The 20,727-nt window shown below is 72.5% G+C and carries 19 protein-coding genes; 8 read left to right on the top strand and 11 right to left on the bottom strand.

Annotated features, from left to right (window positions below):
* Nucleotides 1-30: 30 nt before the first annotated feature.
* From ACIP4P_RS24225 to ACIP4P_RS24215, 3 genes are all read right to left on the bottom strand, one after another.
* Nucleotides 31-819 carry an SDR family NAD(P)-dependent oxidoreductase gene (locus tag ACIP4P_RS24225; protein WP_400921600.1) on the bottom strand — a complete coding sequence of 263 codons (789 nt, stop codon included), beginning with the start codon at nt 817-819 and terminating at the stop codon, nt 31-33.
* A 50-nt stretch (nt 820-869) separates the two neighbouring features.
* Complete coding sequence (locus ACIP4P_RS24220; protein ID WP_350517126.1) at nt 870-1,691, bottom strand: AfsR/SARP family transcriptional regulator; 822 nt, start codon at nt 1,689-1,691, stop codon at nt 870-872.
* A gap of 233 nt (nt 1,692-1,924) precedes the next feature.
* Nucleotides 1,925-3,646, bottom strand: a complete 1,722-nt coding sequence (locus tag ACIP4P_RS24215) for a serine/threonine-protein kinase (RefSeq protein ID WP_400921598.1) — start codon at nt 3,644-3,646, stop codon at nt 1,925-1,927.
* Between the two features lie 222 nt (nt 3,647-3,868).
* Between ACIP4P_RS24215 and ACIP4P_RS24210 the strand changes: the two genes are divergently transcribed.
* On the top strand, nt 3,869-5,509 hold the full coding sequence (locus ACIP4P_RS24210; RefSeq protein ID WP_400921596.1) for an alpha/beta hydrolase: 1,641 nt from the start codon (nt 3,869-3,871) through the stop codon (nt 5,507-5,509).
* A 9-nt stretch (nt 5,510-5,518) separates the two neighbouring features.
* Here ACIP4P_RS24210 and ACIP4P_RS24205 read toward each other — a convergent pair whose 3' ends face one another.
* Nucleotides 5,519-7,066: an MFS transporter gene (locus ACIP4P_RS24205; protein ID WP_400921594.1), complete on the bottom strand. Its 1,548-nt coding sequence runs from the start codon at nt 7,064-7,066 to the stop codon at nt 5,519-5,521.
* A gap of 524 nt (nt 7,067-7,590) precedes the next feature.
* Between ACIP4P_RS24205 and ACIP4P_RS24200 the strand changes: the two genes are divergently transcribed.
* The 4 genes from ACIP4P_RS24200 to ACIP4P_RS24185 all read left to right on the top strand — a co-directional run bounded on the left by ACIP4P_RS24200 (nt 7,591) and on the right by ACIP4P_RS24185 (nt 10,626).
* Nucleotides 7,591-8,433 (top strand): NmrA family transcriptional regulator, encoded by an 843-nt coding sequence (locus ACIP4P_RS24200; protein WP_400921934.1) that lies wholly within the window; start codon nt 7,591-7,593, stop codon nt 8,431-8,433.
* A 60-nt stretch (nt 8,434-8,493) separates the two neighbouring features.
* On the top strand, nt 8,494-9,141 hold the full coding sequence (locus tag ACIP4P_RS24195; RefSeq protein ID WP_400921593.1) for a hemerythrin domain-containing protein: 648 nt from the start codon (nt 8,494-8,496) through the stop codon (nt 9,139-9,141).
* A gap of 248 nt (nt 9,142-9,389) precedes the next feature.
* A complete protein-coding gene (locus ACIP4P_RS24190) occupies nt 9,390-9,992 on the top strand; it encodes a DUF1772 domain-containing protein (RefSeq protein WP_400921591.1) in 603 nt (200 codons plus the stop codon).
* Between the two features lie 277 nt (nt 9,993-10,269).
* Nucleotides 10,270-10,626, top strand: a complete 357-nt coding sequence (locus ACIP4P_RS24185; RefSeq protein WP_350517133.1) for a hypothetical protein — start codon at nt 10,270-10,272, stop codon at nt 10,624-10,626.
* A gap of 220 nt (nt 10,627-10,846) precedes the next feature.
* On the opposite strand, the gene ACIP4P_RS24180 is transcribed toward ACIP4P_RS24185, so the two are convergent.
* Together ACIP4P_RS24180 and ACIP4P_RS24175 are read right to left on the bottom strand one after the other, a co-directional pair.
* On the bottom strand, nt 10,847-12,184 hold the full coding sequence (locus tag ACIP4P_RS24180; RefSeq protein WP_400921589.1) for a M64 family metallopeptidase: 1,338 nt from the start codon (nt 12,182-12,184) through the stop codon (nt 10,847-10,849).
* 165 nt (nt 12,185-12,349) lie between these two features.
* Nucleotides 12,350-13,099 carry a hypothetical protein gene (locus ACIP4P_RS24175; protein WP_400921587.1) on the bottom strand — a complete coding sequence of 250 codons (750 nt, stop codon included), beginning with the start codon at nt 13,097-13,099 and terminating at the stop codon, nt 12,350-12,352.
* Between the two features lie 226 nt (nt 13,100-13,325).
* Between ACIP4P_RS24175 and ACIP4P_RS24170 the strand changes: the two genes are divergently transcribed.
* The gene (locus tag ACIP4P_RS24170) at nt 13,326-14,138 is read left to right on the top strand and encodes an SAM-dependent methyltransferase (RefSeq protein ID WP_400921585.1); all 813 of its coding nucleotides are present in this window, start codon (nt 13,326-13,328) and stop codon (nt 14,136-14,138) included.
* A 55-nt stretch (nt 14,139-14,193) separates the two neighbouring features.
* Here the strand turns inward: ACIP4P_RS24170 and ACIP4P_RS24165 are convergent, their stop codons facing one another.
* Nucleotides 14,194-14,739 (bottom strand): DUF1707 domain-containing protein, encoded by a 546-nt coding sequence (locus tag ACIP4P_RS24165; protein ID WP_400921584.1) that lies wholly within the window; start codon nt 14,737-14,739, stop codon nt 14,194-14,196.
* 89 nt (nt 14,740-14,828) lie between these two features.
* Here ACIP4P_RS24165 and ACIP4P_RS24160 point away from each other — a divergent pair, with 89 nt between their 5' ends.
* Together ACIP4P_RS24160 and ACIP4P_RS24155 are read left to right on the top strand one after the other, a co-directional pair.
* Nucleotides 14,829-15,581 carry a TetR/AcrR family transcriptional regulator gene (locus ACIP4P_RS24160; RefSeq protein ID WP_400921582.1) on the top strand — a complete coding sequence of 251 codons (753 nt, stop codon included), beginning with the start codon at nt 14,829-14,831 and terminating at the stop codon, nt 15,579-15,581.
* A 109-nt stretch (nt 15,582-15,690) separates the two neighbouring features.
* Nucleotides 15,691-16,590, top strand: a complete 900-nt coding sequence (locus tag ACIP4P_RS24155; RefSeq protein WP_400921580.1) for a DUF1906 domain-containing protein — start codon at nt 15,691-15,693, stop codon at nt 16,588-16,590.
* A 49-nt stretch (nt 16,591-16,639) separates the two neighbouring features.
* On the opposite strand, the gene ACIP4P_RS24150 is transcribed toward ACIP4P_RS24155, so the two are convergent.
* From ACIP4P_RS24150 to ACIP4P_RS24135, 4 genes are all read right to left on the bottom strand, one after another.
* A complete protein-coding gene (locus ACIP4P_RS24150; RefSeq protein ID WP_400921578.1) occupies nt 16,640-17,308 on the bottom strand; it encodes a calcium-binding protein in 669 nt (222 codons plus the stop codon).
* A 109-nt stretch (nt 17,309-17,417) separates the two neighbouring features.
* Nucleotides 17,418-18,197, bottom strand: coding sequence for a class I SAM-dependent methyltransferase (locus tag ACIP4P_RS24145; protein WP_400921576.1), 780 nt, complete (start codon nt 18,195-18,197; stop codon nt 17,418-17,420).
* Nucleotides 18,198-18,470: 273 nt separating this feature from the next.
* Nucleotides 18,471-18,959, bottom strand: a complete 489-nt coding sequence (locus ACIP4P_RS24140) for a hypothetical protein (RefSeq protein WP_400921573.1) — start codon at nt 18,957-18,959, stop codon at nt 18,471-18,473.
* Nucleotides 18,960-19,001: 42 nt separating this feature from the next.
* On the bottom strand, nt 19,002-20,483 hold the full coding sequence (locus tag ACIP4P_RS24135; RefSeq protein ID WP_400921571.1) for an FAD-binding protein: 1,482 nt from the start codon (nt 20,481-20,483) through the stop codon (nt 19,002-19,004).
* Between the last annotated feature and the right edge of the window lie 244 nt (nt 20,484-20,727).

Raw genomic sequence — 20,727 nt, 5'->3', positions numbered from 1 at the left:
CTTCCCGTCGTCCGGCCTGGTGCGCCGGGGCTACTGGGTGGCGAGGCCGCCGCAGACGTTCAGTGCCTGGGCGGTGATGCTGGCCGCGGTCGGGCTGGTGAGGTAGCCGGCCAGCGAGGCGACCTCCTCGGGGGTGGTGTAGCGCCCGAGCGGGATGTGGGTCTGGAAGTGCTGGTGGATCGTCTCGGGCGTGGTGTTGTACGCGGTGGCGTACTCGTGGTGGATCCGGGTGGTGTGCGGGGTGTGCACGTAGCCCGGGCAGATCGCGTTGACGGTGGTGCCGGTCGGCGCCAGCTCCTTGGCCAGCGCCCGGGTGAAGCCGATCACGGCGTGCTTGCTCGCGGTGTACGGGGCGCCGTAGGTGACGGCCTGCTTCCCGGCGGTGGAGGCGATGTTGATGATGCGCGGGTGCGTGGTGGTGGTGATCCGCCCGTGCTTGAGGGTCTCCCGGGTGACCAGGAAGACGGCGTTCAGATTGGTGTCGATGACGTCGTACCAGAGGTCGTCGGTGGTGGTCGCGGTGGGCCCGCCGCCGGTGCGTCCGGCGTTGTTGACCAGGACGGTGATCGGGCCGTGGGCGGCGACCGCGCGTTGGATCAACTCGCTGACCTGCGTGGGGTCGCGGACGTCGCAGGTGGAGCCGTCCGCCTGGTGGCCCTCGCCGCGCAGGGTGTCCAGGGCCTGGCGGATGTGGTCGGCGGTGCGGGCGCAGATGTAGACGTGGTGGCCGCGGCTGCCGAGTTCGCGGGCGATGGCGAGGCCGATCCCGCGGGTGCCGCCGGTGATCAGGGCGAGGGGTTTCTCGGGTTCGGTGGTCATGACGGGTCCTGTGGGTGAGGGCGGGAGAGGTCGTGGGTCCTGGGTGCCGCCTAGGCGGGGTAGAGGTTGTAGGTGGTCGGGTGGTGGGCGGTGGCCGGGGTGTTGAGGGTGGGGTCGAGGGTGAGGATGGCGTGGTGCAGGTGTTGCAGGTGCGGGGAGGGCTGGATGCCGAGTTCGCTGGTCAGCCGGTGCCGCAGGTGGTGGTAGGCGGAGAGCGCGTGGGTCTGCCGGCCCGCCCGGTACAGCGCGACCATGGCCTGGGCGTGCAGGCCCTCGTGGTGCGGGTGCTGGTGGGTGAGGTGGGTGAGTTCGGGGATCAGCTCGTCGTGCCGGCCGAGCCGGAGGTCGGTGTCGATGCGGCGTTCGAGGGTGATCAGGCGGCTCTCCTCCAGACGCATGATCTCGATGGTGAGGATCGGTCCGGGGCGGACGTCGACCAGGGCGGGGCCGTGCCAGAGGGCGAGGGCCTGACGGAAGTGGGTGGCGGCCTGGTGGTCGTGGCCGTGGTTGAAGGCGTGCTGGCCCTGGGTGATCAGCAGGTTGTAGGTGTGGACGTCCAGGTCGTCCGGGTGGGCGGTGAGTTGGTACCCGCCGTGCCGGGTGGTCAGCACGTCCTTGGCGGTGGTGTGCGGGGTCGGCCCGAGGGCCTGGGCGATCCGGCGGCGCAGCTGCAGGATGTACGTCTGCATGGTGGTGAGCGCCTGTCTGGGCGGTTCGTCGCCCCAGATCTCCTCGATCAGGGTGGCGGTGGGCAGGATCCGGTTGGGGTAGAGCGCGAGCAGGGCGAGGATCTGGCGCTGTTTGGCGGCGGTGGGGACGACGGAGATGCCGTTGAGGTCGGCGGTGAGGGGGCCGAGGACCTTGAGGTGCATGGCGGTTCTCCTCTCGTACGGGGCGGCGGCTCGGCCTGGCGGATGTCAGTTCGAATCCGAGGAATGGTTCCGAGGGATGGTGGGGCGGACGCGTCGCACCCTAGTTGCGGCGGGGGCGGCCGGCCGGATTCCTCTAGTGCGGATCGAGCACGGTTCCGGGCAGGCTGGCGCGGACGTGTGGCGGTCGACCGGTCGGCCGTGGTCCCGTCACCGTCAGCAGAGTTGACGATCCGTCACTTCTTCCGGAGATCGCCCGCGAGGGTGGACACGGTGACGTGCAGGGCGCCGTCCGCGGTGCGGGTGTACACCTGCTCGTGCGGGTCGGGCACGCAGCCGGGCGTGATGCCGACCGGGGAGGTGCGCAGCACCACGCGGTCGGTGGTGGCGGAGATCAGGTCGGCGACGGCGTCGCAGTAGCCGGTGCCGGTACCGGAGTTGTTGTGGATCCGGGCGACCGGGGTGCCGACCTGGCCCTGGGCGAGAGTGATCGTGAAGTCGACGCGGAGGCCGGTCAGTTGGCCGGCGAGCTGGCCCTGCCAGCTGCCGAGGAAGGCGGCCGGGACCGCGCCGTCGGCGGGCGGGGAGGCGGGGGTGCCGGGGGTGCTGGCGGCGGCGGAGGTCGTCGCCGGAGCGGTCGGGGAGGTCGGGGAGGTGGCGGCCGGGACGGCGGCCGGGGTGGTCGGGTCCTTGGTGGCCGCCGGTCGGGCCGGCGGAGTGGTGGCGGCCGCGGTGGCCCCGCCGGACCGGTCGGTGGGCCGGTCGTCCGGCAGGGCCAGGTACACGCCCGTCGCGGCCACCGCCGCCGCCAGCGGGACGGCGATCAGCAGCGCGGTACGGCCCGGGCGGCCGCGGACGGGCTGCGGCTGGGTCGGCTGGGTCGGGTACGGCTGGGCCGGGTACGGCAGCGTGGGCGCGGGCGGTCGGCCGGGCGGCGGCGGGGTGGAACCGGGGGGTGGGACGGGCACGGTGGCCGCTGCGGTCGGTGGCGGCAGCGGAGCCGTCCACGGCTCGGGCGGCGGACCGAACCGGCCCGGCTCACCGGCCTGTTCGCCCTCCAGATCGAGCAGTTCGACGGCGAGCGCGGCGAGCGCCGCGGAGATCGCGGGCGGCAGCCAGCTCCGGCGCTCCAGCCGCTCGCCCGCCGCCGGATCGCCCGCGCTCAGCCGGGCCCGCAGCTGGGCCGGGGTGGGGCGCCGGGCCGGCTCCTTGGCCAGGCAGTCCGTCACGATGCCGAGCAACTCGTGGTCGGTGATGTGCAGTTCGGGCTGCTCGTGGATCACCCGGTAGAGCATCACGGGTGCGCTCACGCCGGAGCCGAACGGCGCCCGGCCGGTGGCCGCGTACGCGAGCACGGCGCCGAGCGAGAACACGTCCGAGGCGGGCCCGGCCGGGCGGCCCTCGGCCTGTTCCGGGGAGAGGTAGCCGGGGGAGCCGACCACGAAGCCCGAGCGGGTGAGCGCGGTGGCCGCGTCCAGCGCCCGGGTGATGCCGAAGTCGATCAGCCGGGGGCCGTCCAGGGCCAGCAGCACGTTCGAGGGCTTGACGTCCCGGTGCACCAACCCGCCCTCGTGGACGGCCTGGAGGGCCTCGGCGAGCCCCACCCCGAGTGAGCGGACGGCGGCGGCGGGCAGCGGACCGAAGTCCCGTACGGCGGTGCTCAGGGAGGGCCCGGCGACGTACGCGGTGGCCACCCACGGCCGGGGGCCCTCGGTGTCGGCGCCCAGCACCGGGGCCGTCCACCGGCCGCCCACCCGGCGGGCCGCGGCCACCTCGTTGCGGAAGCGCACCCGGAACTCCGGGTCGGCCGCGTACTGGGCGTGCACCGTCTTGACGGCCACGGTGCGCCCGCCGGGTGTGCGGCCCAGGTAGACCTGGCCCATCCCGCCCGCGCCGAGCCTGCGGAGCAGCCGGTACTCGCCGATCCGCCGCGGATCCCCGTCCTCCAGCGCCTCCACCCAGCCGCTCCCCTCGCCGTGATGCCCGTTGTGCCGCCCGTCGTCGTCCAGCCAGACGGTACCGCCCGGAGTGCCGGTTCCGATGGGGGAGTGGGCAGTTGGCGGCCCGTCCGATGCCGGGGTGGTCCCGGAGGTCGGCTGTCGGCGGAGATCCGGTCAAAGCTTGGCAAAGTCCGGCCCACCCTCTGGAGGTGTTATTGCACATGTCACATCATGCTCCTCATGAGAAAAGCCATCGCCCTCCTCGCGGCCGCCGCGGCCGTCGCCACCCTCGGCGGGTTCGTCGGCCCCGCCGCCTCCGCCGCCGAACCCGACGGCCCCGACCTGGCCGACACCGGCCAGGGAAAGCTGGCCTGGACCTCCTGCAACGACGCCACCACCCCGGCGCTCCAGTGCGCGATGCTGGAGGTGCCGGTGGACTACGCCGACCCCCGCGGCCGCAAGATCAAGATCAAGCTCAACCGGCTGCCCGCCACCGCCCCCAAGGACAAGCAGCAGGGCCCGATCCTGCTCAACCCCGGCGGTCCCGGCGACTCCGGCCTCTGGATGCCCGCCTACATCTCCGGCCAGGTCCCCAAGGACGTCGCCGCCGACTACGACTGGATCGGCTTCGACCCGCGCGGCACCAACGGCAGCGACCCCCATGTCATCTGCGACGCCCACTACTTCGACGCCGAGCGCCCCGACTACCAGCCCGACCAGGGCACCTCGAAGGCCTGGCTGAAGAAGGCGGCCGGCTACGCCGCCGACTGCGCGGCCGACTGGTCCTGGCTGCTGCCGCACATGACCACCATCGACAACGCCCGCGACCTGGACAGCATCCGCCGGGCCCTCGGCGCACCGAAGATCAACTACTACGGCGGCTCCTGGGGCACCTCGCTCGGCTCCACCTACGGCCAGCTCTTCCCCTCGCACGTGCGCCGGATGGTGCTGGACAGCATCGTCGGACCGAGCATCAGCTGGTACGACCACAACATCCTCCAGGACAAGGAGCACCAGCGCCGCTTCGACGCCTTCACCGCCTGGGCCGCCAAGGCCGACTCCGTCTACCACCTGGGCACCGACGCCAAGACCGTCGAACAGGCCTACCACCAGGTCGAGGCCGCCCTGCGCAAGGACCCGGTCGACGCCGCCCCGGCACCCGGGAAGATCGGCCCCGCCGAGTTCGAGGACACCTTCTACGGCGGCGGCTACAACTTCCTGCGCTGGCCCCGGATGGCCACCGTGCTCTCCGCCTACCTCACCCAGCACGACACCCGGCCGCTGAACATCGCCTACAACAAGTACGCGGCCCCCGGCCCCGACGACGGCGCCTTCCCCGCCTACAACGCCGCCCAGTGCACCGAGAACGCCTGGCCGCGCGACTGGGAGGTCTGGAAGAAGGACCAGGCCAAGGTCAACGCCGTCGCGCCCTTCTACACCTATAACAACATGTGGTACAACGCCGCCTGCATGTTCTGGCCCTACCAGGGCAACCCGGCCGGCCGACTGAAGATCACCGGCAAGAACCTGCCCCCGGTGCTGCTCTTCCAGTCCACCGAGGACGGCGCCACCCCGTACGAGGGCGGCCTCGCCATGCACGACGCGCTGCCCGGCTCCAAGCTGGTCGTCCAGAACGGCGGCAGCTTCCACGAGATCCTCTTCCACGGCAACGCCTGCCTGGACGACACCTTCGCCGCCTACCTGCGCGACGGCAGCCTGCCCCAGGGCAAGGGCCGGATCGCCAAGACCTGCGCTCCCGAGGCCGAACCGGCGCCGGTCTACGTGACCCCGCCGCCGGCCACCGCCAAGGACCTCACCGCCGCCTCGGCCGGCCCGCTCGCGCCCACCGACCCGGAGGCCGTGCGCGGGATGCTGCGGTAGCGACGCCCGTCAGGGCTGATCCGACGACGTGACGGCACTCAGCGGCGCAGCCAGCGACTCCAGGCTGCGCCGCTCCGCCCGCACCCCGATCGCCGCCTCGACCAGGCCGGCGGCCGTCATCAGCGCCGCACCGATGCAGAAGGCGAGCACGGTGTCGGAGACCCTGCCGCTGCTCACCAGGCCGTTGAAGAGCAGCGGGCCGCTGATGCCGCCGACCGCCGTGCCGACGGCGTAGAAGAAGGCGATGGACAGCGCCCTGGTCTCCAGCGGGAAGACCTCGCTGACCGTCAGGTAGGCCGCGCTGGCCCCGGCCGAGGCGAGGAACAGCACCGCCGTCCAGCAGGCCGTCATGGTGGCGGCGGAGAGCGAACCGCGCTGGAAGAGCGCGGCGGTGGCGAACAGCAGCAGACCGGAACCGATGTAGGTGCCGGCGATCATCGGCTTGCGGCCGACCGAGTCGAAGAGGTGGCCGAGCAGCAGCGGACCGAGGAAGTTACCGACCGCGATCACCGCGAAGTAGTAGCCGGTGTCGCCCTCCGGCACGGCGAAGTAGGTGGTCAGGATGGTGGCGTAACCGAAGGTCACCGCGTTGTAGAGGAAGGCCTGGCCGATGAAGAGCGCGAGGCCGAGCACGGTGCGGCGCGGATAGCGGGCGACCACGGTCCGCAGGATCGTGCCGAAGCCCAGCGGCGCGCGTTCGCGGATCAGGATCGGCTCCCCGGTGACCGGCGGCAGCGGGCGCCCGGTCTCCCGCTCGACCGCCTCCTCCGCCTCGGCCACCACCTGCTCGGCCTCCGGCGCCCGGCCGTGGGTGAACAGCCAGCGCGGACTCTCCGGGACGTGCCGGCGCACCAGCAGGATCACCAGGCCCAGCACCACGCCGATGCCGAAGGCGAGCCGCCAGCCGAGGTCCGTGGCGAACAGCGCGGTGTTCAGCAGCGCGATCGAGGCGAAGGCGCCGATCGCCGCGCCGACCCAGAAGCTGCCGTTGATGATCAGGTCGACCCGGCCGCGCACCCGGGCCGGGATCAGCTCGTCGATCGCCGAGTTGATCGCCGCGTACTCGCCGCCGATGCCGAAGCCGGTGAAGAACCGGCAGAGGAAGAAGAACCAGGCCGTCCAGGACAGCGAGGTGACGGCGGTGGCGGCCAGGTACACGGCGAGGGTGACCATGAACAGCTTCTTGCGGCCGAGCCGGTCGGTCAGCCAGCCGAAGAACAGCGCCCCGGTGCAGGCGCCCGCCACGTAGACGGCGGCCGCGACGGTGGTCACCTGGGCGGTGGTGATGGCGATGCCGCTGCCGTGCTGGGCGAGCCGGCCGGCCATGTTGCCGACGATCGTCACCTCCAGGCCGTCCAGGATCCAGACGGTGCCCAGACCGATCACGATCCGCCAGTGCCAGCGGGACCAGGGCAGCCGGTCCAGCCGGGCGGGCACCTGGGTGGCGATCACCCCGGACGGGGTGGGCCGCCGGCGGTCGGGGGAGGGCCTCACCGAGGGCGGGGGCTGGGACGGGGGTTGGGACGAGGGCGAGGTCGGCTGCGCCGGATCGGTCATGACGGGCCTCCTTCGCCGGGCGGATGGCTGCCGTACGACCGTCACGTTCGGTGAACGGCAGCGGCTCCTCCGTCAGGATGCCCCGAGAGCGGCCGGGCCGGGTGGCGGAGTACGCCGATCGGCCGTCGGGCGGCCCGTCCGGCGGCGGGCGGGCGCCGGGCGCATACGCGAGCGTCGCTCCGGCATTCGCGCAACGCGCTGCCCCCGGCGTCCACCCGCCACTGGAAGGCCGGTCGAGGGCCGCTGGAAAGCGCTTTCGACCCCGGGAACGGTGTGTTGTCGTGGGTGACGGAGAGCCGTGGCCGCCGCCGAACCGAGCGGGGTAGACGCTCACGCATGCATGTGAGTGCGGAGGCTATGGTTCGCCGGCCCGGGGGACCGTTGAATTGATGCATGACGACGAACCGGTCGGGCTCGGGAAACCGACGGAGCCCGCGGATCGCGTCGAACCGGCCGGGGGCCCGCTGTGCCCCCGACGAGCCGGTGTCAGGGTTCCTCCGAGTCTTCGAACGAGGGTGGTCATGATGACTGGAACGCGCGTTGTGGATCTGCCGACCGGTGCGGGTGCGGTGCTGGTGGTCGGCGGTACGGGCAAGACGGGTCGGCGGGTGGCGGACCGGCTGACCGCCCTGGGCTACCAGGTGCGGGTGGGCTCGCGGGCCGGGGCGGTGCCCTTCGACTGGCACGACGAGAACACCTGGGAGGCGGCGCTGCAGGGAGTGAGTGCGGCCTATCTGACGTACTACCCGGACCTGGCGTTCCCGGGGGCCGTGGAGGCGGTGGGCGCGTTCTCCCGGCTGGCGGCCGAGCGCGGCGTGCGGCGGCTGGTGCTGCTGTCCGGCCGTGGCGAGGAGGCGGCGGAGGCGGGAGAGAAGGCGGTGATGGAGTCGGGGGCCGCATGGACGGTGGTGCGGTGCGCGTGGTTCGACCAGAACTTCGACGAGTCGTTCTTCCTGGAGCCGGTGCTGGCCGGGGAGTTGGCCCTGCCGGTGGGGGACGCGGTGGAGCCCTTCGTCGACGTGGAGGACATCGCCGACGTCGCGGTGGCGGCCCTGACCGAGGCGGGCCACGCGGGGGAGGTGTACGAGCTCACCGGACCGCGGTTGCTCTCCTTCGCCGACGTGGCAAGGGAGTTGTCGTCGGCGATCGGGCGCGAGGTGCGGTTCGAGGCGGTGTCCCTGGAGGCGTACCGGGCCGTGTTGGAGGAGGCGGGGCTGCCGGGGGACTTCGCGGAGCTGTTCGCGGTGATCCTGGACGGTCGCAACGCCTCGCTGGGGGACGGGGTCCAGCGGGCGCTGGGGCGTGAGCCGAGGGACTTCGCGGACTACGCGCGGGCGGCCGCCGCCACCGGCGTGTGGAACACCTGAGCCGACCCGTCGTCCGACGGGCGGTGGTCGAGTAGCTGAACGGACTCTGGAGGTCTGGTCATGTCGGACGGTACGACGGTCTGGTCGAGCGAGCAGTCACTGGGCGCACTGCCCGAACACATCCGGGGCTTCGGCCTGATGCACGTCGCGATGCGCCGGGACGCGGCACGGCTGTGCGCCGTCGCCGCACGCGGCGGATCGGGCTCGCTGGCCGGGCTGGCCGACTGGTTCGGGCGGCTGCGGGCGGTGATCGACTGGCACCACCACAGCGAGGACGAGATCCTCTGGCCGTACCTGCGCGACCGGGTGGCCGGCTTCGACGGCAGCGGTGTGCTGGAGCAGGACCACGAGGCGCTGGACCGGGTGATGGCCCGGGTCGCCGGGGTGCTGGCCGCCGGTCGCAGCGCCGAACTGCCGGAAGCCGCGCGGGCGTTCCAGTCCCTGGTGCGCGAGCACCTGGGGCACGAGGAGCCGGTGGTCTTCCCCGCGCTGGCCGGCCTGCCGGTGCAGGAGTACCTGCGGGTGGAGCGGCGGATCATCGGCAGCGCGCCGGCCCAGGTGATGACCTACCTCCAGCCGTGGATGTTCGACGGCGCCGACCAGGCCTCGGTGCGGGCGGTGTCCGCCACCATCCCGGCCCCGGTGCGGCTGCTCGGCCGGACGGTGCTGGACCGGCGCTACCGGCGCACCCTCGGCCCGGTCCTCTGACCCGTCCTCCGACCCCGTCCTCCGACCCTGTCCGCCGGGCCTTCAGGGGCGGCCCGAAGGCCCGGCCGCTGTCCCGTTCGGCCGATCCGGCCCGGCACCGACGAGCACGGCAAGTGCCGTGACGCGAGGGGAGGTTCCGGTTGTCGCGGTTCTGTTGCGCGGCCCGCCGCACGGTGGGCGGTGCCGCGTGTTTCCGAAGTTCGTCGGCGCCGCACCCCGCGGAGCCGGGAGAGTAAAGGGGTCCTTGGATGCGTTCGGATCAGAGCACGGTTCCGCTGTCCTACTCCACGCCGTCCGCCATCGGCGGTACGGGACGCGGGAGTTCGGTGCACGGTACCGGTCAGGGCAAGGCCGCTGGTCCCGTGCTGGTGGGCGCCACCATCGCGATGGGGCTGATGGCGGGGCTGTTCTTCGCCTTCGACGTGTCGGTGATGCCGGGCCTGGCGGCCGGTGACGACCGGACGTACGTGACGGCGATGCAGCACATCAACAAGTCGATCGAGAACGGAATGTTCGGCCTCGTCTTCACGGGCGCCTTCGTGGCGACAGGCGTCGCCGCCTGGCTGCAGCACAAGGCGGGCCGGCGGCAGGCGGCGCTGTGGGCGGCGGGGGCGACCCTGCTGTACGTGGTGGCGCTGATGGTGACGATGGGCGTCAACATCCCGCTGAACAACGACCTGGCGGCCGCCGGGGACCCGTCGCAGATCCACGACTTCGCCGCGGTGCGGACGAAGTTCGAGGGGACGTGGGTGGCGGCGAACATGCTGCGGACGGCGCTGTGCACGGCGGGTCTGCTGGCGCTGACCCGCTCCCTGGTCCTGCACGGCCGGTTCGGCCGCTCCGGGCGCTGAGCCCGCCCGCCCGTCGCGCTTCCCCGGTGCCCGTCCGCCTCGCGCGGGCGGGCACTCGCGCTGCCCGGGGGCGCCGCCCCGCGGGCGCCACCCGGTGCGCCCGGGTGTGCGCCGGTGCGCCGGTCGGATGCATGCGCTCAATTCACTTGGTGAGACGCTGAGTTGGCGCTTTTCGGCAGGGTGGTGGAGCATGGTCGGGGCCCGGTCAGTTGCGGCGCGCTTGCGCCCGGCCGGGGTGGCACGCGTACGGCGAGAGGAGGCGGTTCCCGTGGGTACGGTGGCACGTCCGTTTCTGGTCCGGGGGAGGGCGGTTCCGCTGGCCAGGTACCTGGCGGAGGAGGACATCCAGGGGCTGGTGGCATGCTCGTGCATCGGCAACGAAGTCACCATCGACCTCGCCGACACCCGGATCCTGGTGAGCCTGGCCGACGTCGGCGGAGTGGTGGGCCTCACCTTCCACATGATCCAGGACGGCCCGGCCAAGTCCCGCTCCTGGACGCGCCGGCTGCCGAGCGACACCGGGCCGAGGGACCTCGCGGCGAGCATCGCCCGGGACGTCCGGACCCTGGAGCGCGAACTCGCGCCGCTGCGGCGGCGGCCGCCGGAGAGCGTGGTGCGGCGTCGGCCGCTGTAGGTCCTGGGTCGGCAGGATGGCCGTGATCACGTCGCCGCCGCCGACGACGACCGGATGATGGGCGGGCAGCCAACCCGTACCGCGACAACTGTGGGCGCCACTGGAGGGGTTGCCGGGGCCGCTGGGCTTCGAGGACGGCCGGGACCACTTCCTCGGCGCCCGCCGGAACCTCCCCGGCGGGCGCCTCCGGCGGCCCGGGCCCGGGCCGCCGGAGTCCGCGCTAGCGGGTCACCGACCAGGACAGGCTGCGGGTCAGTTCCGCCCGCAGTGTCGGGTCGGCCACCGCCGGGGTGGGGTCGGTGGCGACGACGGTGAGCAGGTGCGGCCGCGAGCGCGGGCCGGTCAGGTGCAGTGCGCCGAGGTCGAGGGTGGTGCGTCCGCGCAGCGCGGTCTGCTCGCGCCCGTCCAGGTACCAGTGCAACCGGGTGCCGGGCACCGGCAGGTCGACCGCCAGGCGGTCGGCGGCGGTGAGCCGGGTGCCGGTGGGGGTGGTGCTGGTCAGCGGGGTGGCGTGGCGGTAGAAGCCGGCGATCATCGCCTCCCGCCCGGGCAGGTTGAACTCCCGTCCGAGCGACCGCATGATCGAGTTCTCGGTCGGCCGGTACAGCCCCGTCGGGTAGTAGCCGGCGCCCTCGTAGGCGCCCACCGTTCCGCCGTCGGGCGAGGCCTGGCCGAGCCAGCGGGACCACTTGGTGCCCTGGGCGCGCATCCGGTCGGCGGTCAGGGTGCTGAGGTTGGCCTCGGGCGGCTCGGCGCCCTGGTAGGTGCCCTGGCCGTCGTAGGCGTACTCGTCGGCGAGCTTGCCCAGCGAGTGCCCGGTCTCGTGCACCGCTATCTGCCCGGACTTCGCGTTGCCGCCCGCGACGGTGGCGATGCCCTCGTAGCCCAGCGTGGACTTGACGTCGTTGTAGCCCGCGCCGCCGTACTTGGTGCTGTTGGAGACCACGATCACCAGGTCCGCCTGCGGCGCCTTGGCGGCGTAGCGTTCGACGGCCTTCTCGTCCACGCAGAGCAGCCGCTCGACGCCGTCGCACCAGAAGTAGGAGCCGAGCGCGGTGTGCCGGACGGTCGCCCGGTCCGGATCGCCGGTGACGCCGGACTCGGGCGAGACCGCGTTCACCGCCCAGACGTTGAACAGGCGTTGGTAGGTGGCGTAGGGCTCGACGGCGGTGATCTCGCGCCACTTCTCGGCGGCGTCCGTGCGGAACCTGCCCTGCTCCTGGGCGGAGTAGCCGTCGCCGATCACCACCACGTCCAGCTTGGTGGCCGGGTCGCCGTTGTGGACCAGGGCGGTGACCTCGCCGTCGCCGTCACCGCCGGCGGTCGGTGCGCTCAGAGCGGGGGAGGGGGCGGCCAGGTACGGGGAGGCGGCGGGCGCCGTGCCGCGGGAGATGGTGCCGTCCTCGGCGAAGGCCTCCACCTGGTGCCGGGAGGCGCTCGCCGTCGGGGAGCTCGGGCCGTCCGTGGCGGGCGCGCTCCAGGCGGGGGCGGCGCCGAGGAGGCCGGTGGCGAGGGCGGCGGTCAGCAGGGCGGCTGCTGTTCTGGTCCGGACGTGCACGGAGGTCCTCCCGGGGGTGGTGGGTGTGGGGAGGTTCCTTCCCTTGTTCGGGACCTGACATTCCATTGTTCGGGATCTGACAATCCCTCCTCGGCGCGGCCACGGCTCGACCCCGCCCGGTCGGTCGGTCGCTGGGGAGCGGGGAGCGGTGGAGCCGGTGCGGGGTCAGAGGCCCTCGAAGGTGGCGCGGCTGACGGCGGCGACGATCAGCCAGAGGACGACGGCGATGGCCAGGGTGACCGCCAGCGGCCACTGGAGGGCGATCAGGGTGAGGGAGCCGATGCCGGTCGCGATGGCCGTTCCGAGCACGTACCCCAGGGCCAGGGGCAGCATGAACTCGACGTCGTCCACGCTCAGCGCGAGCACCATCATGATCATGCCGAACGCGATCAGCACGCTGAACTCCACGACCGCCAGGTACGGGGTGTTCGGCGGTCGGGAGCTGTGCCCCTGGTAGCTGAGCTCGAAGACCTTGCCGTGCAGGATCTTCAACTCCACGTAGGTGCCGGTGTCGACGTCGTCGTAGAAGGCCCTGCCGACGCCGTAGCGGTCGCTGGGCGCCTTCTCGCGGGCCACCGTCAGCAGGTAGTCGGTCGAATCGGAGCCGGCCTCCTCCTGCTTCTTCGTCACCCGGCCGCTCTCCAGCGTCACGCAGTCCGCGCCCGGCTTCGCGTCCGCGGCGCAGACCGGGGTGGCGAGGTACGCGCGGGTCTGCTGGTAGGTCTCGGTGAACTGGACGAAGCCGAGCACGGTGAGGGCGAGGCCGATGACGAGGAGTACGGCCGGGGCGGCGGCCCGGAGCAGCTCGCCCGCACTGCGCCTCGGCTTCGGCGACGGCTTCGGGGGCTGCTGCGGCCCGGGTTCCGGCGTCGGCGGGGTGTCCCGGAGGGGAACCGAGTCCTCAGGCATCGTCACCGTCCGGCGTCCGTACGGTCCTCACGTTCATCGGCATCCCCACCGGTAGTACCTTCCCCGCCTGCCCGTGCTCCGGCTGGTACCCCGGTCGGTGCCGCGCCGGATGCGCGACGGGCCGTCGGCGCGGGAGCCGGGCGCTCCCGGGATCATGCCAGGGAACGGCGGAGTGCGCGAGGAATTCCCGCTGGCCGGAGGGGACTTGTGCGACGGCGGTAGATTGTCGGGCATGACGACGCCTGATGAGATGAGCCCGGTCTCGCGCACCGCCCTGGCCGTCGCACGGGTGCGGGCCCACGAGAGCCGCCGGCCCGACCCGCTCTTCGTCGACCCGTACGCGGCCGGGTTCGCTGAGGCCGCCGGGATGCCCTTGACGGCCCCCGGCGGCGTGCGCCTCAGCAGCCTGGTGGCAGGGCTCGTCGTGCACATCACGCTGCGCACCCGCTTCTACGACGACCGGCTGCGGGCCGCCGGTGCCGAGCAGGTGGTGCTGCTGGCGGCCGGACTGGACACCCGGGCGTACCGGCTGGACTGGCCCTCCGGGACGCGGTTGTGGGAACTCGACCTGCCCCCGGTGCTGGACTTCAAGCAGCAGGTGCTCGACGCCGCCGGCGCCGAGCCCGCGTGCGAGCGCGGCGTCCTGCCGGGCGACCTGCTGGACCCGGGCTGGCCGCGCCGCCTGGTGGCGGCCGGCTTCGACCCGCAGCGGCCCACCGCCTGGCTGGCCGAGGGCCTGGTGGTGTACCTGAGCGCCGAGCAGGCGGCCGGACTGCTCACGGCCGTCGGCTCGCTCTCCGCCCCCGGCAGCCGGCTGCTGATGGAGCGCGGCCGGGACGTCTCCCTCACCCCGTACGACCCGGCCCTGGCGCACGTCATCGAACTCTGGCAGGGCGGGCTCGGCCCCGACACCGACCAGTGGCTGAACGCCCGTGGCTGGCAGACCCGGACCACCAGCCTCGCGGACTGCGGGGCCGACTGCGGCCGACCGCTGCCGGAGGGTGTCGGGCTGGACAGCGGGTTCATCGAGGCGGTGCGCAGATAGGTTTCTGCCCGGCCGAACCCGTGTGGTGAGACCCTCTCACTGTCGTCAGCGGGTCTCACCAGCGGGCGTGACGGATCCTCAGCCGCCCGACTCCCAGCACCCCGGTGATCCTGATGGTCGGCCCGCCCGGGCGTGCGGGCCGACGGGGTCGGTACCGCGGCTCCCGCAGGCCGGGGAGCAGGCCGGTGAGGTCGACGACGGCGTCCCGGGGCACCGTGATGCGGGCCCCGCCGGTGCCGAGTCGCAGGTCGATGTCGACCACCGGATGCTCGATCACCGCCCGGGCCAGGTCCAGGCGGACCCGTCCGAGCGCCGAGGCGACGGTGAGGGTCCGGGGGACCTCCCAGGCGCCGCGCCGATGGATCCGCCCGCCGAGGGTGGCGCCGGTGAGGGTGGCCGTGCTGGGCGGGGGCGGTTCGGGGAGCCCGGCGAGCGCCTCGGCGAGTTCGTGGTGGCTGTCGGCGGTGAGGGCCCGTTGCAGGCGCCCGTCCAACTCCCCGTCGGGCAGCAGTCCTTCGCCGTAGGCCTCCTGCAGTCGCCGTACGGCGGTGTCGCGGTCCCCGGCGGCGATGGGCGCGGGGCCGCCGCCTCCGGCGCCCATCACTCCACCCCTGGACTGAGTACGTTGTACGCGGTCATGGCGGCCACGGTAGGTTACTGGGTACCGCGTACGCAAGAAGGAGGGCGACGGTGACCGACACCGAGCACGTGAACATCTGGATGCGGCCCGAACGCCCCGCCCGCGGGCCGAAACCCGCCTACAGCCGTGCCCGGATCACCGAAGCCGCGATCCGGATCGCCGACGCGGAGGGCCTGGAGGCCGCCACCATGCGCCGGATCGCCGCCGACATCGGCGCGGGCGCGATGTCGCTCTACCGGTACGTCCCGAGCCGCGACGACCTGATCCAACTGATGGCCGACCGGCTGATGGGCGAGATCGACATCGAGGGCATGCCCACCGGCGACTGGCGGGCCGACCTCACCCGCTACGCCGGGGAACTGCGCGCCATGTGGCTGCGCCACCCGTGGATCGCCACCGCCCACCGGGCGCTGCCGGGCTTCGGGCCCAACCAACTGCGCCTGATCGAAGCGGTGATGGGCGTCCTCGACCCCCACCTCCCGATCGACGAGAACCTCAGCCTGATGGCCGTCCTCAACGGCTACGTCGAAGGCGCCGCCCGCGACGAGGTCAGCTGGACCGAGGAGGTCCGCCGCAGTGGCGTCAGCGAGGAGGAATGGCTGGCGCAGAGCTACCCGTACGTGCGACAGCTGCTGGAGAGCGGGGAATACCCGATCTTCGGCAGGATCGCGGTGGAGGCACGCCGGCCGCGGCTCGGCCGCGACGAGCAGTTCCGCCAGGGGCTGGAGCGCGTCCTCGACTGCGTCGGCGCCGCCGTGTCCGCCGAGGCGGCCGAGGCGACCGAGCGGCGCGACGCCGGGTGACGTCGGCTGCGGGGAGTCGCCGGCGGGTGCGTGGTGGGTTCGGGTGACGGGGCGCGACGCGAGGGCCTGACGGCGGGGGAGACCGGCGGCCGACGGTTAGGACGGGGAGATGCGACTTCCGACTCCGACTCCGTCCCCGCCGTCCTCTCCGACCGTGCTCCTGGCCCTGGCGGTCCTGCTCGCCCTGCTTCCCGGCACCCTCCGCGAACCCGGTCCCGGCGGCTGGGAACCGGCCGGTTCCGCCGCCGCACCACCCGCCGCCGCGCCGACCGAAGGGTCCACGGACCCCCTGCCCGAGTACCGCTTCACCGGGGCCGGGTTCGACTCCTGCTCGGCACCGCCGCTGGAGGCCCTGGCCGCTTGGCGCACCGCCTCGCCGTACGGCGCCGTGAACATCTACAGCAGCGGCGGCCAGCGTGCCTGCGAGCAGCCCGAGTTGACACCGCAGTGGGTCGCCGAAGCCCGGGCGACGGGGTGGCGACTGGTGCCCACCCACGTCGGACTCCAAGCACCCTGCGCCGCCCGTCCGGACAAGCCGGTGCGGATCGACCCCGCCCGGGCCGAGGAGCAGGGCGGACAGGAGGCGGACGAGGCGGCGGTCGCGCTGCGGGTGCTGGGGCTCGGTCCGGGCAGCCCGGTCTATCTCGACATGGAGGCCTACCCGACGGGCGACCAGGTGTGCACCCGGGCGGTCGTGGACTTCACCGTCGGCTGGACCCGCGCCCTGCACCGGGCCGGCTACCGCTCCGGCTTCTACTCCAGCATGGACTCCGGCGTCGCGGACATCGTCGCCGCCACCCGCGCGGGCCGCACCCCGATGCCCGACGCGATCTGGTACGCCCGCTGGGACGGGCACCCCATCCTCACCGGGCAGGCCGGGCTGCCCGACGACCTGTGGACCAACCACCGAATCCACCAGTACCGCGTCGACGCGGACGAGACCTACGGTGGGGTCACGCTCGACGTCGGCCCCGACCAGCTCGACGGCCTGGTGGCCGACGGGGCCTGAGAGCGGGCCGGAACCGCGGGACCGGGGGTGGGCGGTTTCGGCCCCGCGGTCACTGTGCGGGGACCACCGCGATGTCCTCGAACAGCACATGGGCGTCCTCCGTGTACGCCCCGATGCTGCCGGCCAGGTACGGGCGTTCCGGGTCCTGGTACGACACCAGGACCCGGCCGTCGACGCCCACCTCCATGAGCGCGCCGCGCTGGGTCACCTTCACCGCGGACCACTGCCCGACCGGGAACGGCTCGGGGCCCGTCGCCAGGAAGCGCTGGCCGCCGGGGTAGGCCGGGTCCCGCTTGCCCAGCTCCCACCCGTTGGGCTTGAGGACGAGGTAGTAGAAGTGCTCAGGGTCGGAGTACGCCCACACCAGCCACGGCACCTCCCACGGGTTGGGGGTGGGCGTCCGCAGCTGGGCGACGGTACGCATCCGCGCCCGGAGGTCCATGTCCCGGTACTGCCGGGTGGAGACGATCAACCCGGCATGGGTCACCTCCGGCGTCCGCGCGGGCATCGGGGAGAGGGACAGCCCGTCGGGGAGGCCGAGATTCTCCCCGTGACCGTCGAAGACCGACCGCCACGGCCCGTGGACCGAACCGTCCCGCCACGGGCGCGCCGCCTCCCCGCCCCCGCCACCCCAGTCCGCGATCACCGCGAGGGCGAGCCCCGCGACCGCGGTGGCGGTGAGCAGGGTGAGGGCGAGGAGGCGGGGAACGCGCTTCATGCCGTCGAGTATGGCCCGCGGCGGCCGGACCGGGCGTGACCAGCGGCTTCGACGTCGACACCGGCGTGCCGCAGAGGCTTGGCCGGCCGGGTGGCTCGGGGTGGGGCAGTCACAGCCGCCGGGTGCGCAGTACGCCGGTCAGCATCGGCAGGGTGAACTCGCCTTCGGCGGTGTCGGGCTCGGTGGCGAGGAAGTCGCGGATCCTGCGCAGCGCCGCCTCCCGCTCCCCGTCCGGCATGACCAGCATCCCCGCGCGCGTCGCCAGCGTCGCGACCAGGGAGTCGGCCGTGCGGAGCTGCCCGTGCGGGAAGAGCTCCTGCTCCGGTGAACCGAACCTGGCCTGCCCGGACTCCTTCGGGAGGTGCGCGGTGGCCGTCTCCGCACGCCAACTCGCCGGCGTGTCCCGCGGACCGATCGCCGCGGCCCCACTCACCCGCGCCAGCCCGGCAACCCACGCGACCCGGTCGTCCATGACGTTCCACAGCCCGGCCAGCACCCCGCCGGGCCTCAGCACCCGGGCGATCTCGGGCCCCGCGACCGCCATGTCGAACCAGTGCATCGCATGGCCCGCCAGCACGGCATCGACCGAGGCATCCGGCAGCGGAATCGCCTCGGCACGGCCCGACAGCGCCCGCACGGTCGGCAACGAGCGTCGCAACTCGCTCAGCATCGCGGGGTCCGGCTCGACCGCGATGGCGTCGATCCCGAGCTCGGCCAGAGTGGCCGTCAACTTGCCGGTGCCCGCACCGAGATCGAGCACCCGCCGACCGGGCGCGCCCTCAAGTGCCCACTGCACCGCGGCATGCGCGTAGTCCGGACGGTGCTCTGCGTAGGCGACCGCTGCCGCGCCGAACGAGGAGGCGTGGAGGCGCTGTTCATCCTGATCCATCCGGCCACGCTAACGGAGTCGCTGCGGGACGGGTGCGTTTCTCATCGGTTCCTCAGACCGCGTCCGAGATCTCGTCGGGCAATGTCCGCTGAGGGTCGTCAGGACCCGTTGGTCTGACTCAACTTCAAGCGAAAGGAGGTGGGACGGGTTCCGGTGGGTTTCGGATTTCTTGCGGGTTGCGGGTTGCGGACCGGATCGACCGTCATTGGCCGTTCGATCCGGTCCTGCGCCGTCGCATTGCGGGAGTGCCGACACGCCTGTCCGCCAAGCGGGTTACTGGTCCAGCTTGCTGAGTATCCGCTGGAGGATGTCGTGGTTGGCGATGGTGGCGGTGGTGTGGTTGGCGTGGATCTTGGCGGTGGGGAGGAGCTTCGTCCATCCCTGGGGGGTGGCGGTGAAGGTGTAGCTGAGGCGGGTCCGGGTGTTGTTGTCGAGAGGAGTGAGGGTGATGGTGGTAGTGCCGGTGAAGTGGCCGCTGTGGGTGGCGGTGTAGTGGTACCGGTCGTCGGTGGGTGAGCTGGGGGTGGTGTGGGTCGTGGTGCTGGTGAAGTGGATCTTGGGGCCGGGCTTTCCGGGGCCGTTGGTGTGAACGGTGGTGAGGGTGGTTCCGGTGACTTCCTGGGGCGGGGTGGGGCCCGGTTGGAAGGTGTTCTTGGGGTGTTGCCAGGTACCGGTGTTGTTGAGTTGGTTGATCAGGTGGTGCCAGATGGTGTGGGTGGGGTGGGGGTAGACGGTTTCGTGGGTGTGGTTGATGGTGTGCATGATCTTTCCTTTGGCCTGGTCGGGGGTGGGTCGGGGGTGCGGTTACTGGAAGATGCGCTGTCCGGGGGTGAGGGTGTGGGTGGGGTCGTAGGTGTTCTTGTTGGCGGTGAGGGTGCGCCAGTGGGGGCCGTAGTGGCGTTGCCAGTCGGTGGTGGTCATGTTGGGCACGGCACCGACCAGGTAGCGCTTGCCGCCGAGTCGGGTGGCGCTGTCGTAGAGGGCACGGTTGCGGGCGAGTGCGGGTTGGGGGTCGGTTCCGGGGTGGGGGAAGGTGAGGAAGTCGAAGAGGTAGGCGACGGGTTCGCCGGGGGTGATGGCGAGCGGGGTGGTCACCTTGTTGGTGTGGAAGGGGTAGAAGAGGAGGAGGCCCTGGCCGAGGTCGTCGGGGGTGAGGACGGAGAGGGCCTGCGTGATGAATTGGTGGGTGGTGGTGGCGGGGAGGAAGAGGGAGAGCCAGGGTTTGGGCTGGTCCCAGTAGCCGATGCTCTTGAGGTTCTGGGCGAAGGCGTTGGCGCGGTAGATGTATTCCTGGTAGGTGGTGTCGGTGATGGTGGTTTCTTGGGGGAGGGGGGTGAGGTCGGCAATTAGGGCTTGGGGGTTGGCGGGTGTGCTGCCGTTGTAGTAGATGGCGGTTTCGATTTTGAAGCGGGTGGGCTGTCCGGCGGGCTGGGGCTGGATTTCTCCGACTTGGCCCTGGAAGCGCCCGTCTTCGAGGATGGCTTCCTGGTCCCTCATGTAGGCGCTGAGGTCGGTGTAGAACAGGTTGAAGACCAGGGCGCGTTCGGGCGCGGGGATGAGCTTGAGCGTGGCGCGGACGATGAGGCCGACCTGGCCGGCGCCGGCGAGGGCGGCGTGGAAGAGCCGGGCGTTCTTGGTGGGCGTGGCGGTGACGAGGCGTCCGGTGCCGGTGATGATGTCGAGGGAATCGACGGTGTCGGTCTGAAGGCCGTACTTCTGGACGGTGTTGCCGATGCCGCCGATGGAGATGGTGCCGCCGACGGTGAGGTGGAGGTAGTCGGTGAGGCAGGGCGGGGTGAGGCCCTGGGCGAGGGCCGCGGCGGTGAGTTCGGCCCAGGTGACGCCGGCGTCGACGGTGGCGCTGGTCGGCGTGATGGTGTGGATGCGGTTGAGGGCGCGGGCGTTGATGCTGATGCCGCCGGCGGCGCCTGCCTGGCCGTAGTTGGAGTGTGATTCGAGGTCGTTGTCGGTGCCGGCCTGGCCGTTCATGGCGACCTTGAGGCCGTTGGCGCGGGCGTAGTTGATGATCTTGACGATGTCCTGGTCGGAGGCCGGGTTGAGGACGGCGTGCGGGGTGTTGGTGGTGAGGCGCCCGAAGTCGTGGGCGTGGGCGGTGATGGTGGCGGCGTTGGTGGTGAGGGTGCCGTCGAGCGGGGGGACGGGAGTGATGCACCCGGTGGTGGGGGTGTTGGTGGTGGCCCAGGCGCGGGTGGTGGTGTTGAAGCCGATGACGGTGGCGGCCAGGCCGGTGAGGAGGGTGCGTCGGGCGAGGGGTGGGCGGTTCATTCGGGGTCGATTCCTTCGGGTTGGTTGCGGGTGGTGAGTCGGTCGGGTGGGGCTGGTGGTTCGGGGTGGTGGTATGCGTGCGGCCTGCCAGGGGGCAGGCCGTGGGGGTGGGTGGGTGCCGCCCGTGTGGGGGTCGGGCGGCGGGCCGTGGGGGTTAGGGGGTTGGGGGGTTGGGGTTGGTGGGGGTGTGGGTGGTGGTGTGGTAGTTGGTGAGGTCGAAGGTGCGGGTTTGGTGTTGGTAGCG

This window comes from Kitasatospora sp. NPDC089509, assembly GCF_044749365.1.
Lineage (GTDB): Bacteria > Actinomycetota > Actinomycetes > Streptomycetales > Streptomycetaceae > Kitasatospora.
The sequence above is the reverse complement of the archived record's forward strand: the minus strand, read 5'-3'. Positions and strand labels throughout refer to the sequence as shown.